This is a genomic window from Mycoplasmoides pneumoniae FH (assembly GCF_001272835.1).
GTDB classification, from domain to species: Bacteria; Bacillota_I; Bacilli_A; order Mycoplasmatales; family Mycoplasmoidaceae; genus Mycoplasmoides; species Mycoplasmoides pneumoniae.
On record NZ_CP010546.1, the window covers coordinates 72,058 to 88,317 of the forward strand.

20 protein-coding genes are annotated in these 16,260 nt (G+C 41.7%); 11 read left to right on the forward strand and 9 right to left on the reverse strand.

Annotated features, from left to right (window positions below):
* Position 1: 1 nt before the first annotated feature.
* Genes F539_RS00310 through F539_RS00335 form a run of 6 tightly spaced genes read left to right on the forward strand, consistent with a single transcriptional unit; the run spans position 2 to position 5,508 of the window.
* Positions 2 to 862: an ABC transporter permease gene (locus F539_RS00310; RefSeq protein WP_014574856.1), complete on the forward strand. Its 861-nt coding sequence runs from the start codon at positions 2 to 4 to the stop codon at positions 860 to 862.
* Positions 855 to 1,715 carry an ABC transporter permease gene (locus tag F539_RS00315; RefSeq protein ID WP_014325313.1) on the forward strand — a complete coding sequence of 287 codons (861 nt, stop codon included), beginning with the start codon at positions 855 to 857 and terminating at the stop codon, positions 1,713 to 1,715. The genes F539_RS00310 and F539_RS00315 overlap by 8 nt, the downstream gene beginning before the upstream one ends.
* Complete coding sequence (locus F539_RS00320) at positions 1,700 to 3,157, forward strand: lipoprotein (protein WP_014325314.1); 1,458 nt, start codon at positions 1,700 to 1,702, stop codon at positions 3,155 to 3,157. The genes F539_RS00315 and F539_RS00320 overlap by 16 nt, the downstream gene beginning before the upstream one ends.
* Positions 3,157 to 4,116: a tRNA (adenosine(37)-N6)-threonylcarbamoyltransferase complex transferase subunit TsaD gene (tsaD, locus tag F539_RS00325; RefSeq protein ID WP_010874416.1), complete on the forward strand. Its 960-nt coding sequence runs from the start codon at positions 3,157 to 3,159 to the stop codon at positions 4,114 to 4,116. The genes F539_RS00320 and tsaD overlap by 1 nt, the downstream gene beginning before the upstream one ends.
* A complete protein-coding gene (metK, locus tag F539_RS00330) occupies positions 4,100 to 5,251 on the forward strand; it encodes a methionine adenosyltransferase (RefSeq protein ID WP_010874417.1) in 1,152 nt (383 codons plus the stop codon). The genes tsaD and metK overlap by 17 nt, the downstream gene beginning before the upstream one ends.
* Positions 5,227 to 5,508 carry a hypothetical protein gene (locus F539_RS00335; RefSeq protein ID WP_014574859.1) on the forward strand — a complete coding sequence of 94 codons (282 nt, stop codon included), beginning with the start codon at positions 5,227 to 5,229 and terminating at the stop codon, positions 5,506 to 5,508. The genes metK and F539_RS00335 overlap by 25 nt, the downstream gene beginning before the upstream one ends.
* Positions 5,509 to 5,538: 30 nt before the next feature.
* Here the strand turns inward: F539_RS00335 and ffh are convergent, their stop codons facing one another.
* Positions 5,539 to 6,891, reverse strand: a complete 1,353-nt coding sequence (gene ffh, locus F539_RS00340) for a signal recognition particle protein (RefSeq protein WP_014325315.1) — start codon at positions 6,889 to 6,891, stop codon at positions 5,539 to 5,541.
* A 55-nt stretch (positions 6,892 to 6,946) separates the two neighbouring features.
* Here ffh and deoD point away from each other — a divergent pair, with 55 nt between their 5' ends.
* Genes deoD through F539_RS00365 form a run of 5 tightly spaced genes read left to right on the forward strand, consistent with a single transcriptional unit; the run spans position 6,947 to position 11,659 of the window.
* Positions 6,947 to 7,663 (forward strand): purine-nucleoside phosphorylase, encoded by a 717-nt coding sequence (gene deoD, locus F539_RS00345; protein ID WP_014325316.1) that lies wholly within the window; start codon positions 6,947 to 6,949, stop codon positions 7,661 to 7,663.
* A gap of 3 nt (positions 7,664 to 7,666) precedes the next feature.
* A complete protein-coding gene (gene deoC / locus F539_RS00350) occupies positions 7,667 to 8,341 on the forward strand; it encodes a deoxyribose-phosphate aldolase (RefSeq protein WP_010874420.1) in 675 nt (224 codons plus the stop codon).
* Entirely contained in the window at positions 8,328 to 9,593 is a 1,266-nt protein-coding gene (locus tag F539_RS00355) for a thymidine phosphorylase (RefSeq protein WP_014325318.1), read from the forward strand. The genes deoC and F539_RS00355 overlap by 14 nt, the downstream gene beginning before the upstream one ends.
* Positions 9,594 to 9,603: 10 nt before the next feature.
* Entirely contained in the window at positions 9,604 to 10,005 is a 402-nt protein-coding gene (gene cdd / locus F539_RS00360) for a cytidine deaminase (RefSeq protein WP_010874422.1), read from the forward strand.
* Positions 9,995 to 11,659 (forward strand): phospho-sugar mutase, encoded by a 1,665-nt coding sequence (locus tag F539_RS00365; protein ID WP_014325319.1) that lies wholly within the window; start codon positions 9,995 to 9,997, stop codon positions 11,657 to 11,659. Before cdd ends, F539_RS00365 begins: the two co-directional genes overlap by 11 nt.
* On the opposite strand, the gene nusG is transcribed toward F539_RS00365, so the two are convergent.
* From nusG to smpB, 8 genes are read right to left on the reverse strand one after another with little or no spacing between them, the layout of a single operon-like run.
* Positions 11,627 to 12,589, reverse strand: a complete 963-nt coding sequence (gene nusG, locus F539_RS00370; RefSeq protein WP_014325320.1) for a transcription termination/antitermination protein NusG — start codon at positions 12,587 to 12,589, stop codon at positions 11,627 to 11,629. The two genes, F539_RS00365 and nusG, sit on opposite strands and share 33 nt — an antisense overlap.
* Before the next feature lie 7 nt (positions 12,590 to 12,596).
* Complete coding sequence (gene secE, locus F539_RS00375) at positions 12,597 to 12,974, reverse strand: preprotein translocase subunit SecE (RefSeq protein ID WP_010874425.1); 378 nt, start codon at positions 12,972 to 12,974, stop codon at positions 12,597 to 12,599.
* 5 nt (positions 12,975 to 12,979) lie between these two features.
* A complete protein-coding gene (gene rpmG / locus F539_RS00380; RefSeq protein ID WP_010874426.1) occupies positions 12,980 to 13,126 on the reverse strand; it encodes a 50S ribosomal protein L33 in 147 nt (48 codons plus the stop codon).
* A 15-nt stretch (positions 13,127 to 13,141) separates the two neighbouring features.
* Entirely contained in the window at positions 13,142 to 13,525 is a 384-nt protein-coding gene (locus F539_RS00385; RefSeq protein ID WP_010874427.1) for an MPN070 family protein, read from the reverse strand.
* Positions 13,512 to 14,342, reverse strand: coding sequence for a 16S rRNA (cytidine(1402)-2'-O)-methyltransferase (gene rsmI, locus F539_RS00390; protein ID WP_014325321.1), 831 nt, complete (start codon positions 14,340 to 14,342; stop codon positions 13,512 to 13,514). The genes F539_RS00385 and rsmI overlap by 14 nt, the downstream gene beginning before the upstream one ends.
* A complete protein-coding gene (gene rnmV / locus F539_RS00395; protein ID WP_010874429.1) occupies positions 14,324 to 14,860 on the reverse strand; it encodes a ribonuclease M5 in 537 nt (178 codons plus the stop codon). The genes rsmI and rnmV overlap by 19 nt, the downstream gene beginning before the upstream one ends.
* The gene (prs, locus tag F539_RS00400; RefSeq protein ID WP_014574862.1) at positions 14,839 to 15,825 is read right to left on the reverse strand and encodes a ribose-phosphate diphosphokinase; all 987 of its coding nucleotides are present in this window, start codon (positions 15,823 to 15,825) and stop codon (positions 14,839 to 14,841) included. Before prs ends, rnmV begins: the two co-directional genes overlap by 22 nt.
* Entirely contained in the window at positions 15,812 to 16,255 is a 444-nt protein-coding gene (gene smpB / locus F539_RS04385; RefSeq protein WP_010874431.1) for an SsrA-binding protein, read from the reverse strand. The genes prs and smpB overlap by 14 nt, the downstream gene beginning before the upstream one ends.
* Positions 16,256 to 16,260 lie beyond the last annotated feature (5 nt).

Sequence of the window (16,260 nt, forward strand, 5' to 3'; positions counted from 1 at the left end):
GATGAAACTATCGAAAAAATACCTCTTAGCTGTACCATTCTTTGTTTTAATGGTCATCTTCTTTGTAGTACCAATGGCATGGATTATTGTTAGTGGACTCCAAAATGAAAACGGTGCAAGTATAACGGAAAAGTACCAACCCTTAGTTGGTGGTTATTCTTTCTTTCAGAGTTTTTGAACTAGTCTGTGAACGGCGACTGTGACAGTACTAGTAGCCTTACTGGTTGCCTTTCCCTTTTGTTACTTTTTATCACAAAGTAAAAACAAGGTATTCCGCAGTTTTGTGATTGCCTTAGCTACTGCTCCCATATGGAGTAGTTTTCTCATTAAGTTAATTGGGTTAAAAACACTGTTGGACTTAGTTTTGGGGTTAGCGTTGAACCGGGTGGGTGATAATAACCTCACCTTTGGTAGTGGTTATACCTTGATTGGGATGATCTACCTGTTCACCCCCTTCATGTTTTTACCACTTTACAACAACTTTTGTATCTTACCGAAAAACTTAATCTTAGCTAGTCAAGATTTGGGTTACAACTGGATTACGAGTTTTATTAAGGTAGTTATTCCCTTTTCTAAAACTGCCATTCTGTCAGGGATTGCGTTAACTTTCTTTCCGTCTTTAACCTCGGTAGCGATTGCCCAGTTCTTGGACAACTCGAATCAAAATAACACCTTAGGTAACTATGTCTTTACTTTAGGTAACAATGGTTATGACAGTGCGATTGAGCGCGGCCGTGCTTCTGGTGCCATTATTATTGCGGCTTTAATTACCTTTGCCTTTTACTTTGTGGTGATCTTTGCTCCAAGAATAGTGCGCTTAATCCAGACTAAGTGTTTGGAATACAGGAGGGTTAATGTTTAAGATGAAAAGCTGTAAGTTATGACTACGGGGAAGTTTCTTTGTCATTGTCCTTGTTCTCATCTACCTCCCTTTAATAATAGTTGTCTTAGTTAGTTTTAACGGTTCTTCGACTAGGGGTAACATTGTCTTAGACTTTGGTAATGTTTTAAACCCTAACCCGGATGCCAAGTCAGCATATCTAAGATTAGGGGAAGCGGACTTTGCCATCCCTTTACTCAACTCTGTCATTATTGGCTTAATTACGGTCATTGTCTCGATCCCGATTGCCATCATGACTGCCTTTGCTTTATTGCGATCCAGGCAATGGCTCAATAAAACAGTCTTTGGGATTGCTAACTTTTCTCTAGCAACTCCCGATATTATTACCGGGATATCGCTAGTGTTGTTATTTGCCAACACCTGGTTGAGCTTTAACCAACAGTTAGGTTTCTTTACTATTATTAGTTCCCACATCTCCTTTTCGGTGCCTTATGCCTTGGTGTTAATTTACCCAAAGATGCAAAAGTTAAACCGTAACTTAATCCTAGCGAGTCAGGATTTGGGTTACTCACCCATTGCTACCTTCTTTCACATTACCTTACCTTACTTACTACCGAGTATCTTGTCAGCCATTCTAGTAGTGTTTGCCACGAGCTTTGATGACTATGTGATTACTTCCTTAGTTCAAGGTTCAGTTAAAACAGTCGCCAGTGAGCTCTATTCCTTTAGAAAGGGGATTAAGGCCTGAGCTATTGCCTTTGGTGCCATTTTAATCTTGGTCAGCATTCTAGCTGTCTTGCTAGTAACACTGCACAAGTACCTACGCTTTAAACATAAAGAAATGCTCCGTGTTAAACAATGAAAAAACAGTTAAAGTATTGGTTTAGTCTAATGGGACTAACCATGTCAGTTGGGTTAACTGCTTGTAGTTCCAACCAGTTTGTGTTTGCTAACTTTGAGTCGTATGTGTCGCCCTTACTTTTAGAAAGGGCAGAAGCCAAGCAACCAATGACCTTTCTTACTTATCCTACTAACGAAAAGTTAATTAACGGATTTGCTAACAATACCTATACGGTAGCAGTGGCCTCGAGTTATGCTGTGAGTGAACTGCAGCAACAAGGCCACTTACTACCAATTGATTGAGCTAAATTCAATTTAAAGAAAACCCAAAATGGTAGTAACCAAGCCACCATTCAAAACAAAGAGGATGCCAAAGAATTATTTACCAAAGAAATAGGCGACATTAGTGGTGAACTTTTAAACTGGGGTGTGCCCTACTTTTTACAAGACCTCGTGTTTGTTTACCGGGGCGAAAAGATTCAAGAACTTGAAGGTCAAGATGTTACTTGATCAACGATTATTAAAGCTATTGTTAATCACAAAGACCGCTTTAACAACAACCGTTTAGCCTTAATTGATGATGCTAGAACAATCTTTTCCTTAGCGAACGTCGTGCACCATGAGGTTAAGAATACCACGGTAGATGTTAATCCTACAGGTAGCACCTTAAACTACTTTGGCAACGTTTACGAAAGTTTTGCAAATTTAGGTCTAAAACGTGATAACCTCAACACGCTCTTTGTCAATTCGGACTCCAACATTATTATTAATGAATTAGCTAATGGCAGAAGACAAGGTGGCATTGTTTACAATGGTGATGCCGTATATGCCGCTTTGGGCGGTGATCTCCGCGATGAAATTAATGAGAATAACTTGCCCAACGGCGATAACTTCCACATTGTGCAACCGAAACACTCGCCTGTGGCCCTAGACTTTCTCATTATTAACCAGCAACAAACTCACTTTAGAGATGCTGCACACCAGTTAATTTACCAGTTGGCCTTAGAAGGCGCTGATCAAACAGCAGAAGAATTATTAAAAACTGATGAAGAGAAAGGTACCAGTGATGAGGACTATTACACTTATGGTGCAATGCAGAATTTTAGTTACGTTAACTATGTTTCGCCTTTAAAGAATATTTCTGATGAAACCACTGGGATTGTGTTTAAGGAAAACAAACAAGCTGATACTAAGCGAGTTGTCAAACAACAAAGTCAATCAGAACAACAATCTGAATCAGCAGAAAAGGAAGAAACGGAACAAGATGATTTCTACACTGCTACTCTCAAAAGTTTGTTGAAAGCGGACAGTTTAGATGACAAAGCTAAGAAGTTAGTAGACACAATTAAAAAGACTTACAAGATCAAAAAAGCCGACAATATTAATTGGGCTAACTTAATCGAGAAACCAATTACCCCATTACAAAGGAGTAATTTAACATTATCGTGGCTTGACTTTAAGCAACGCTTTTGATAATGGAACAACCTTTGTGTATCTTGGGAATTGAAACCACTTGTGATGACACTAGCATAGGGGTAATCACTGAGAGTAAGGTACAAGCACACATTGTTTTATCATCCGCCAAATTACACGCCCAAACTGGTGGCGTAGTGCCCGAAGTTGCAGCTAGGAGTCACGAACAAAACTTGCTTAAAGCACTGCAACAATCAGGGGTTGTTTTAGAACAAATTACTCACATTGCTTATGCCGCTAATCCGGGATTACCCGGTTGTCTGCATGTGGGAGCTACCTTTGCGCGCAGTTTAAGCTTCTTATTGGACAAACCCTTATTGCCCATCAACCACCTTTATGCCCACATCTTCTCGGCCTTAATTGACCAAGATATTAATCAGTTAAAACTCCCCGCTTTAGGCTTAGTGGTGTCCGGGGGGCACACTGCCATTTACCTAATTAAGTCCTTGTTTGACTTGGAGTTAATTGCTGAGACTAGCGATGATGCGATTGGCGAAGTTTATGATAAGGTGGGCCGCGCTATGGGTTTTCCTTATCCAGCTGGACCCCAGTTAGATAGTTTGTTTCAACCGGAGTTAGTTAAGTCACATTATTTCTTTCGTCCTTCCACGAAGTGAACGAAATTTTCCTACTCGGGGTTGAAGTCACAGTGTTTTACCAAGATTAAACAGTTAAGGGAAAGGAAAGGCTTTAATCCCCAAACCCACGATTGGAATGAGTTTGCTTCTAACTTCCAGGCCACCATTATTGATCACTACATCAATCATGTCAAGGATGCCATTCAGCAACACCAACCGCAAATGTTGCTGTTAGGTGGTGGGGTAAGTGCTAATAAATACTTAAGAGAACAGGTAACACAGTTACAGCTGCCTTACTTAATTGCGCCGCTCAAGTACACGAGCGATAACGGGGCGATGATTGGTTTTTATGCTAATCTTTTAATTAATGGCAAAAACAATTAAACATCCCCGATGGGGTAGATATGTAGCAGAAGCAGTTGGTCGTGGTCACCCCGATAAGATCTGTGACCAGATTGCGGACAGTATCTTAGATGAATGCATTAAGCAAAGTCCGACCAGTCACGTTGCTTGTGAGGTCTTTGCTTCCAAAAATCTGATTATGGTGGGCGGGGAAATCCTTACCACTGGTTATGTTGATGTGGTCCAAACCGGTTGAAAGGTATTAAATCGGTTGGGTTACACCGAAAATGACTTTAGCTTTTTGAGTTGTATTAACTCCCAGTCCAGTGAAATTAACCAAGCTGTGCAAAGTAATGACGAAATAGGCGCGGGCGACCAGGGCATTACCGTTGGTTATGCTTGTAGTGAAACCGAGCAATTAATGCCCTTAGGGAGTATCGTAGCGCAAGCGCTGGTGCAACGCGCTGCTCGTATCATTGACCAATACCCCTTCATTAAACACGACATGAAGAGTCAGGTAGTGCTCAACTATACTGGTAACAAAGTTCAATGTGAATCAGTTTTAATGTCGGTACAACATACTCAGGACGTAAGTTTAGACCAACTGCGCCAAACAATTATCAACCAAGTGATCCTCCCCGTATTAACGGAGTACGGTTTAAATGATCCTAAAATCAAACACCTAGTCAATCCCGGGGGTTCGTTTGTCGTTGGGGGCCCGATGGCCGATACGGGGTTAACCGGACGCAAGATTATTGTGGACACCTATGGTCCGTACGCTAATCATGGTGGGGGGAGTTTTAGTGGTAAAGACCCTACCAAGGTCGACCGCACTGGAGCTTACTTTGCGCGCTTTATTGCTAAACACATTGTTAGTTTGGGTTGAGCGGAAGAGTGTGAAGTGAGTATTAGCTGGGTCTTTTCCCAACCATTACCACAATCAATTCAGGTCAAATGCTTTAACATTAATAAGGAATTTAGTGAACAATTAATAAACCAAGTTATAAGTCAATATTTCAATTGATCTGTTGCTAAAATTATTGCAAAGTTAAAACTCCTTGATCAAGTTGAGTACTTTAGGTATGCTGTTTACGGTCACTTTGGTCACCAAACAGCCCCTTGAGAACAACTAAGTGAACGTGACTCGCTGCAATGTTTAATCAAAAATTTCCAATAAAAGCTCCTAAAGCACCATTTTTTAAAAAGAAAACACCACCAGTACCACCAAAGAATCCTGTGGTAACCAGCACTACCCCAGAACTCAAGAAAACCAAAATTAAAAAAGTAAAGGAAGCAGGGGATACCAATCTTTGAGATAAGATTAAAGCAAAGGTAAAAAAACACCCTTACCTGTTTGCTGTTTTAGTGTCCTTTATTCTTTTAATTGCACTTTTAGGCTGATTATTTGCAATTCCGATTTCGCAAATTCCTTAAGCTGCAAAAAGATAAAAAAGCAATGTTCGCTTAAAAACCTAAGCCACCAAGTCCACCAAAGCCACTAAAGGGATTTTTACCACCTTTCAGCATCCGGCCCATTTCTGCTGTTTTCGTTTGCAGTTTACTCCACTCCTTCATTAGCTTATTGAGTTCATCCATTTTACGTCCCGAACCCTTAATGATGCGTTGTTTTCGCGATGGGTCACGATTAATTAATTTGGGGTGCCGGCGTTCTTCACGCGTCATTGAGTTAATTAATACCTTTCACAGTTTAACCTTGGCTTCAATGCTCTCTACATGATCATCCGATACCGTTAAGTTACCCGGGAGCATCTTGACAATACTACTAACAGAACCCATTTGGTTCATCTGTTCCATGTAAAGCAACAGATCTTCCAGGTCCATCTTGCCCAAGAACATCTTGCTAACTGTTTTGGTTAAGCTCTGTTTGTCAAATACTTCTTCCACTTTTTCCACTAAGGTCATCACATCCCCTAAACCCAAGATCCGACTGGCAATCCGTTCTGGGTGAAATTGTTCTAGACCTGTGAGTTTTTCTGATGTCCCCATTAGTTTAATCGGAACTTCCAACAAACTCGTTAAGGACAAAGCCGCTCCAGCGCGGGCATCACTGTCAAGCTTGGTAATAATAAAACCGGTGAGTTTTAAACGGTTATGAAACTCCTTGGCAACATTAATAATTTCCTGGCCACTTAAACCATCGACCACCATTAGGATTTCATCGGGGTGGAGTTCGTTTTTAATTGCTACCAACTCATCCATTAATTCCTGATTAGTTTGTAACCGTCCCGCCGTGTCACAGATTATTGCTTGACAACCGCTTTCCTTAAAGGTCTTAACGGCCTCCTTGGTGGTTTGGTCGGGGGCTTGGGTACCCTTGGCAAAGAAGACAGACTCGGTTTGTTCGGCTAGGGTCGCTAACTGGTCAATCGCAGCGGGGCGGTAGATGTCTAGTGCCACTAACATCGCTTTTTGTTGAAACTGTTTTTTCAGTCACACCGCTAACTTCCCACAGGTAGTGGTTTTACCTGAACCCTGTAAACCGACTACCATTACCTTAAGTGGACGTTTACTAGTGATTTCTTGGTTGGGTTGGCTCAAAATGTTGATTAACTCTTGTTTAATTACTTTGAGCAGTCACTTCTGTAAGTCCTGACCGGGTTCTACGGTTTGACCAACGGTTTGTTCGCGAATCGCCTTAATGAAGTTTTTGACCACCAACAGGTTCACGTCAGCGTCTAAAAGAGCAATCCGAATTTCCTTTAAAACGGCTTGGACATCGGTTTCACTGATCGTTTGCGCGTTGATCTTTTTTTGCATCGAGCGCATAACGATGCTCGAGATCATTGACTTAAACATGGTGCTTTAATTATTTATTTTTTTATTATTTCTACGTATAGATAAAGCTAGTTTCATGACACCGCACATAAACGCAAAAAAAGATGACATTGCTAAGGTTGTTTTAATGCCCGGTGATCCCTTACGTGCTAAGTGGATTGCGGAACAATTTATGGAAAAGCCCCGGCTCGTCAACGAAGTGCGGGGCATGTTAGCTTTTACCGGTCAGTATAAGGGTAAGACCATTACCATTATGGGCCATGGCATGGGGATTCCCTCAATTGGGATTTATTCTTATGAACTGATGAAGTTCTATGAGGTTAATACCATTATCCGAATTGGTAGTTGCGGGGCGTTGCAAGATTCCTTAAACCTCCAGGACCTCATTATTGCCGCTAAGGCTTGGAGTGAGTCGATTTACGCTAACGACATGGGTGTGGAAGTGCCAGCAGACAAGATCTTAATGGCCTCCCCGCAACTAGTAGAGTTAGCTAAAAAGACCGCTAACCAACTTCAACTGGCCTTCCATGAGGGCTTGGTGTTCTGTGAGGATGCCTTCCACCAAACCAGGAAAGACGTGTTAAAGCTAGCACAAGAAAAACACGCTTTAGCAGTGGAAATGGAAGCGCATGCTCTGTACGCTAATGCCATGCTGCTCAACAAGCAAGCGTTAACGATGCTCACGGTGTCCGATTCTTTGGTAACCCATGCTGCTCTACCAGCGGAACAACGCCAAGCCACCTTTAAGAACATGGCTATCTTATCCTTGGAAATGGCTAGCCAACTCGTTTAAACAATGAAATTAGAATACAACCGCATTATTGACAGTACACTACTTAAAGCTGATACCTTACCCCACGAAATTGATGCTTTATGTGCTGATGCTCATAAGTACCAGTTTTACGCAGTTTGTGTCAATCCTAGCTATGTGCGGTATGCCAAAAATATCCTTAAGGGTACGGGGGTGAAACTGTGCACTGTCGTTGGTTTTCCCTTAGGACAAACAACACAACGCCAGAAGGTGTATGAAACTAAGATTGCCATTAAGGAAGGTGCGGATGAAATTGACATGGTAATGAACATTGCCGAGTTCAAAAAGCGCTGTGCCTGTGTCATTAGTGAAATAAGGGCAGTCAAAAAGGTTTGTGGTAAGCGAACGCTCAAAGTCATTATTGAAACGGCTTTGTTAAACCAGGACGAAATTCGTGATGCCGTTAATGTCTGTATTGATGGTAACGCTGACTTTGTCAAAACTTCTACCGGGTTTTCCATGCGTGGTGCATCATTGGAAGATATCACAATTATGCGCGAAGCTAGTGGTAATCTCATTAAGATCAAAGCATCGGGTGGGGTTCAAACAGCGCAGCAATTCCTTGACTTCTTTAATGCTGGAGTTAGTCGGATTGGCACTTCCAATGCGGTCAAGATTATGGAAGAATTGCACAAACTAGAAAGCCATGAACATCGTTAACCTTATTAGTAAAAAGCAACGCGGCAAGGCGTTAACGGAAACAGAAATTAACTGGTTTGTCCATTCCGTTAATAACAAAAGCTTGGCCGATTATCAGGTCAGTGCCTTTTTAATGGCAGTGTGATTTCAGGGGATGAATTCCAAGGAGTTGTTTTGTCTCACCAAAGCGATGGTGAAATCAGGAGAGAGCCTCCACTTTAACCACCACAGCAAGTTAAGTGTTGACAAACACTCCACTGGTGGTATTGGTGACAAGGTTTCCATTGCTTTAATTCCAATCTTAACTGCCTTAGATTACAGTGTCGCAAAACTGTCGGGTCGTGGTTTGGGCTACACTGGTGGCACAATTGACAAATTGGAAGCAGTGGGAGTAAAAACAGATTTTACACCAACAGAGGCGCAGAACTTACTAGACCAAAATGACTGCTTTATTATTGGTCAAAGTGAGGGCATTGCTCCCGTAGACAAGGTGTTGTATGCACTACGCGATACTACGGCAACTGTGGACAGTCTGCCCTTAATTGCTTCCAGTGTCATGTCGAAGAAGTTGGCAATTAACAACGACTACATCTTCATTGACCTTAAGTACGGTAAGGGCGCTTTCTGTAAAACGAAGACGATGGCTAAAGAGCTAGCGCAGTACATGTACAGTATTGCCAAGCAGTTTAAGCGCAAACTCTACATTAAACTAAGTGACATGAACCAGGTTTTGGGTAAAACGATTGGTAATGCGTTAGAGGTCTTGGAAGTAGTGCACTTCTTAAAACGGAATTGAACTGAAGTGGGTGCTGACTTTATTCAGTTGATGGAGCAAATAGTCACTGAAATCCTTATAGAAACAAAACGTGCACCAAACAAACGGGCAGCTGTAGCACTTTACCACGCTACATTAGAGGGCGAAAAACCATGGCAGCGTTTTTTAAAATTTATTGAGCTGCAAGGTAGTAGTCGGGAACGTTTTTTGGATTTAAAAGAGCTGTTTAATCCCCAGTATAAAGCGCCAGTGTTAGCATCTCAAAGTGGTACTTTGAGCTATACCAGTCCGGTGGATTTAGCCATGGTCTCGATTAGCTTAGGTGCTGGTCGAATGGTTAAAACAGATCTGATTGACCCAATGGCGGGGATTAAGTTAGTGAAACAAGCTAACGAAGTGGTAAAAGCTGGGGACACAGTCTTAGAACTTTACAGCTCCAAACCAATTACGCCTGCCCACATAGAAGCTGCGCAGCACACCATTATTATTAAGCAGTAAATAAACCTCAATGAAAGTTGATTTAGATTGAGTCCACCACAAGTTACAGGAGGTGGTCAATCATGCCTACACGCCTTTTTCAAAGTTTAAGGTAGCTTGTATGTTGGTGGCCAATAACCAGGCATTTTATGGAGTCAATATTGAAAACGCTTCTTACCCAGTAACCCTGTGTGCGGAACGTAGTGCGATTGCTAACATGGTCACTAGTATCGGCAAGGCCACAATTGATTATGTCTTTGTGTACTTTGACACTAAAACTCCAACCAATTCACCTTGTGGCATGTGTCGGCAAAACATCTTTGAGTTTGCCACTGATAAGACCCAGTTATTCTGCATTGAGAAGGACAAGAGCTTTAAACAATTTACTATTCCCGAAATTTTAAAGGGAGGTTTTCGATCATATGAACAGTAACGCATACTTGGAAGCTCAAAGGTGGCTAAGCCATCCGCGGGTAAAACCCAACTTAAAGGAGGTCATTACGGCTATGAGTGCTGAGGAAATCGAGCACTTCTTTAGCTTAAAGAAACCGAGTTTTGGCACTGCTGGGGTACGGGGCAAAATGGCACCGGGGTACCATGGGATGAATGTGTTTTCCTATGCTTACTTAACCCAGGGTTATGTCAACTACATCCAGTCGTTAAACCCAACTAAAAAACCATTACGCTTTTTAGTAGCCAGAGACACTAGAAAACACGGGGCATTGTTTAATGGCATTGTGTGTGATGTGATTACCTCCATGGGTCATGTGGTCTATATGTTTGATAACAATGAACCAACACCAACACCATTAGTATCTTATGTGATTAAGAAGTACCACTTTGATGGTGGGGTGAATGTCACTGCTAGTCATAATCCTAAAACCGATAATGGCTTTAAGATTTACGATGGTCATGGCGCGCAGTTACTAGACTTCCAAACTGATCAATTAATCGCAATGTTACCCCCAGTGGTAACAATGTTAGATTTCGAACCACGTGGTAACAACGAGCTGTTACACTTTTTGGATAACGAAGTGGTCTACAAAAACTACTTTGATGATCTTAAGGAAAGCCTAGTAGTGGACAACGACAGCTTTAAAAACCTCCCGGTGGTCTTTACCGGGTTACATGGTACTTCGGTGAAGTTGTTACCAAGGTTTTTAACCTATTTGGGTTACAGCAACATTATTAGTGTCCAACCACAAAACGTGTTTGACGCTAACTTTGCTAATGCTGACCACCTCAACCCCGAAAGTAAGGATACCTGAGAGTTAGCGCGACAGTATGCATCCAACACTAAGGCCAAGTTAATGATGGCAATTGATCCGGATGCTGATCGCTTTGCGATTGCCGAATGAAATCCGCAAACCCAAGACTGGCACTACTTCTCCGGGAACGAGTCAGGAGTTATGGTGGCTTACTATAAGCTCAAACACAAGCAGTTTAAGCGTCAACCTTACATTGTAACGACGGTAGTCTCTACTGATCTAGTGGATAAGATTGCCAAGAAGTACGGGGCTTTTGTCAAGCGCACAAATGTCGGCTTTAAGTTTATTGGTCAAGCTGTTGATCACTTCTCCAAAGACAATGAACTAGTAGTGGCCTTTGAAGAAGCGATTGGTATGATGGCTAGTGATGGTTTGAACCGCGAAAAGGATTCCTTTCAAGCAGCGGCCATCATGCTTGAAATTGCGCGCTACTGTCATAATAAAGGAATTAGCTTACTAGAGTTCTACCGTGGTGAGATCTTCGGTGAATTTGGTGATTACTATAACTGAACGGTACCACACACCATTCACGGAGTTAACTGGAAGGAAAAAATGGAACAGGTATTACACCAGTTAACCACAGCTACCATTAAAGAGGTTGTGGGACACAAGATTACCAAGATTAAAAACTATGTCGACATTAACCTAGTCGAATATGTCTTGGAAAACGGTAACTGGATTAAGTTCCGCATTTCCGGTACAGAACCGAAGTTAAAGCTGTACTTTAACCTATCTAAAGGTTACTTAGCAGCTTTAAAACACGAAGCGAAAAAGATGCACGAGTTCCTAGTGCGATTGCTCAACCTCGATAAAGCTTAGGTTTTCTAAAGGCAAGTTAATTAACTGCGTTTTGGTGGTTAATTCGACTTCCACTACCGCTTTGTTAATTGTTCCTTGGTATAGAGCCTTAATTTGACCTTGAATGTGAATCGCACCAGTTAAGTGGACTTCCACTAAGTTACCAACACTAAATTGTTGCAGTTGATCGACCTTAGTGTCACCTTCGACAATTTCGTATTTACCCAAGTAAGGAATTAACACTGATGGGTCAACCTTGTTAGCTTCACTTTTAACAATCGCTACATCCTCGTTTCATTCGTCTTGTTCGGCCTTATTAGCTTCCATTAGAGCTTGCGCAAACTGGTTAGTATCAATGATTTCACCAGATTCGTTAACTTGGGCAATTGCTTCGGGTTTAACTTGTTTGTGCTTGAGAATGTACTGAAACTTTTCGTCAAACTTGTCTGCATCCATTTCCACAATGGCAGTGTTGGTCACTAACACCCGCTTTTTCGGATTGACCGAAATACCCTTAAGCATTTGTTCGAGGTTATCAGCATCGGCTTGGTCTAAAGGAGTTGGTAACGCACCGCGACCAGAGGAACCAACAATTCCAGTAATACCAGGGAAGTTACGGATAATGCGTCATGCATCTTCACTGTAGATCATCTTAATGTAGATGTAACGACCTAGTAAATTCTTCTCGCTAATCTTCACCTTTAAATAACGGTCTTCATCTAACACAAATCACTTTGTAAAAGCGGTGTTCTTTAATGAACGGGGCAGCTTGCCGGATTTTAAGGAAAAGACTTCTTCGATGACTTCGCGTTCTTTCAAAACCCTTACATCTAAGATTTCGTTGTCAAATCCCAAAGCTTTTACCTTAGCTTTGAGGTTTCGCACAACTGCTTCATCCTTAACACTTACAGGGGCAACGTATCATTGCGGGATTAATTCCACTTGTTCCATAAACTAATTATTTACCTTTAAAAACTCCAAGCGCAATAAAGAGGTGGTTAATGCCAAAGTAGATCCCTATCATAATGGCACTAACTAAAACAATTAACAAAAAGATCGTAATTAATTTCTTGCTTGTTACCCAGACAATCTTGTTAACCTCTTTGTCAATCCCAAACCACAGGTTCGAAAACTTCTTGGTAAAAGGCACCTTAACCTTTGGGGTTTGGTCCACTTTTTTATCTGTGTCTTTAGTTTTACTGTCTTGTTTCTCTTTGGCCTTCTTGGCTTCTATTTTGGCCTTTAGTTGACGGTGTAACTCGTGGATCTTCTCATCGTTGTAGGCGGTGAGTTTTTCCTTGTTCTTTAAACCAAAAGGGAGTTTCTTTTTTTCCATGAAGCTTAAAAGGAATCGAGGTGCTTGGTTTTTTGGTTGCAGTGCTTGCAATACTTATTAATTATAAGACGATTAAGAACCTGCTTCGACCAAGACATTACATAGTTTCTACTTAAACAGTCTTGGCAAACAAAGATAATCTTCTTGCGCACGTGGAGTTGGGTCAATTATATATTATCGGTTTGGGTTACCAATTTAATCTTATGGTAACAGTAAAGTTGGAGCAAACCAAAGGGCAGAAAACGTGATCATTTCAAGGCTTTAGCAAACTTTTGCTCGACGTTTTCGGCAACCTCGTTAATAATGTTGGCTGCCATATTGGACATAACTAATTGGGCCACCATTAAAAGGATTTCTAACACCCCTAAAACAATTAAGACTGTGTTGAGGTTCCGAAAAATCGGATCACGACGTGGTGCACTCAATGAAGTTCTGTTAATGAGGTCATACATAATGCCAATGCCAATTAGGGAGATAGTGCACACAAAGAAGAAGATGCACACCAGCATCGTTAGTTCATTGAGCAGATTGAGCTTCTTAATCACTTTCATGGAATAAGGTGTAGAGCTTATTTGATTTTAATTGCAATCGTTTAGCTAAATAATGACAAGCATCCTTAACCTTAACGCCCATTTGGACTAATTGGGTAATTTCTTGTTTTAAGAGTTGGTCGGAATATTGCCCCACCGGTTGGGTGTGGTGGTTGTTAATCACAATCACAAACTCGCCCTTTAGAGTAATGTCTGGCAGCGGTGCACTTGTATTAAACCAGTAGTGGCTTTCGTGGAGCTTGGTCAGTTCCCGCCCTACAAAAACTTCAGTATTACTAAACACCGTTTGGATTACTTCCAGTGTTTGTTGTAAACGGTGTACCGCTTCAAATAAAACAATGGTGCCTTGGAAGTTTTGGTAGTGTTTGAGTGTTTGGGTTATTTGAGTGGGTTTGTGGTCCAAGAAGCCCAAGAACAGTAGTGGACTTTCGGGGAAGCCACTGGTTACCAAACCACAAACCAGCGCACTAGGACCATTAATTACTTCTATTGCGATTTGGGGTAGTTGCGTTCTGACATACTCCACCAATATGTGCCCGGGATCGGATACTGAGGGATAACCCGCATCACTGACCAAACCACAGTGATACTGGTGGATTAAGTTAGCTACCTTACTTAAGTTTTGCTTTTCCTTAAACTCGTTGTTAATAATGAACTGTTTATTTGAAAAGTCAATGCCGAGTAAGCCCAAGAGTTTTTTGGTTACTCTGGTGTCCTCACAAAAGAGCACTTCACACTTGGTTAAAGCCGCTTTAACTCGCGGACTAACTTCCTCAATGTTGCCAATGGGGGTGGCAATTACTTTAAGAGCTGGCATACTTGGTCAAAGGTAAGTTGGAGTAAATTAAGTTTGCGAAAGAGCTGCTTGTGGTTAAAGTAGCTTAAGTGTAGTTTGTTACACAACGCTAACCGTTTACTTTTACTGTTGAGGTTTAATTCCAAATATTGTTCCCAGCTTAAAGTGGGTTGGGTTGTTTTAGTGAACACCTGACGTTGTTGTAACGCTTGGATTAAAGCTGCATCAGTTGCTTCCGCTACCCCAATTTTAGTGCTGTTGGGTTTCATGTCTTTCCGAGCTATAAAACAACTTTCATACTTGTCTAAGTGTTGTTCTAACTGCCGGCGAATTTTCTGACCAGCAACATCGGGGTCCAAGAAGAGGATCACCGGTTGTTTTTTAGCTACAGCCTTAATCAGGTTAATGGTTCTTTGGTTTAAAGCTGAACCGTTCGTGGTAATAACACTAACATCAAACAGCTGTTGTAAGCGAGCTTGGTCAGTTTTGCCCTCACACACTATCACCCCATCTAGTTTTAGACGTGTTTTTTTATCCATTCAATGTGGCGCGTATAAATGGCAGAAATGGAAGAGTTATTAGCGTAACACAATAACACCTCTTCAAATAACGGTGCTAGATCAATTACCTGAAACTGGGGACACTGGTTAAACTTAGTTTGAGGAATGGAGTTGGAGACAAACAAATAGTCCACTAAGCCTTCGTTAAAGGCCTTTTGGAAGCGTTGCGGTGCTTCACCGTTAAACAAACCATGGGTGGCCATGACACAGACCTTTTTGGCATGGTGTTCCCGGAGTAGTTTAGCTGCTGCTATTACCGTACCACCGGTGTCAATCATGTCGTCCACTATTAGACAGTTTTTGTTCGCTACTTCACCCAAGACATTAATTGATTCCGCTACATTGTGGGCTGGGCGACGCTTGTCAATAATCGCTAGCGGTAGTTCCAAAGATGTTGCAATTAACCTTGCCCGCTTTACACCGCCATAATCGGGGGACACCACCACAAGGTCTTTTTTACCTAACAGCTCTACAGTGCGGGTTAAAAAGACGTGGTAGGTTTGCAATGTATCCACGGGTATATTAAAGAAACCCTGGGTTTGGTCGCTGTGGATGTCGGTTAAAGCTACGCGGCTCACCCCAGCCGTGGTTAACAAATCCGCTACTAATTTACTAGTTATCGGTTCGCGTCCCATTGTTTTGCGATCTTGCCGTGCATAACCATAGTACGGCAAAATGGCGGTAATACTTTTTGCACTACCCCGTTTTAAGGCATCAATTGCTATTAACAATTCCATTAAGGAATCGTTGACTGGCGCACAGGTAGACTGAAAGATAAAAACATCCTTATTGCGCACAGACTCCTCAAAGCGGATGTAGGTCTCCCCATCAGCAAACTCATTATGGGTAATTAACCCCATGGGCATTTTGAGTTTCTGACAAATACGACTAACTAAGTCGTGGGTTTTCGATAAGCTAAAAACAACGTGGTTATGGCGATCCATATTGTTGGCGCAATTCGCGCTGGATCGTTTTACTTTTGATGGCTTCACGTTTATCAAATTTTTTCTTAGGTTTGGCCAACCAGATTTCCATTTTAATTTTGCCATTTTTAAAGAACACTTTAAGTGGAATAATGGAAAGTCCTTCTTGCTTTTGGCGTGCCGTAATTTGTTTAATCTCATTCCGGTTTAAAAGGAGCTTTTTCACCCGTTTGAAGGGGTGGTTGAACTCGCCTGAAAAGGCATAGGGCGAAATGCTAAAATCTTTAATATAGACCTCGTGCTTGTCAATAAAAACATAGGCTTCCTTTAAGCTACCTTGCCCTAAAGCTAGCGATTTGACTTCACTACCTTTTAAGACTAAGCCAGCACAATAACCCGTTAAAAGGTAATAGTCATATTGCGCTCTGGGATTGTTGACAAGTACTCGCATCTGTA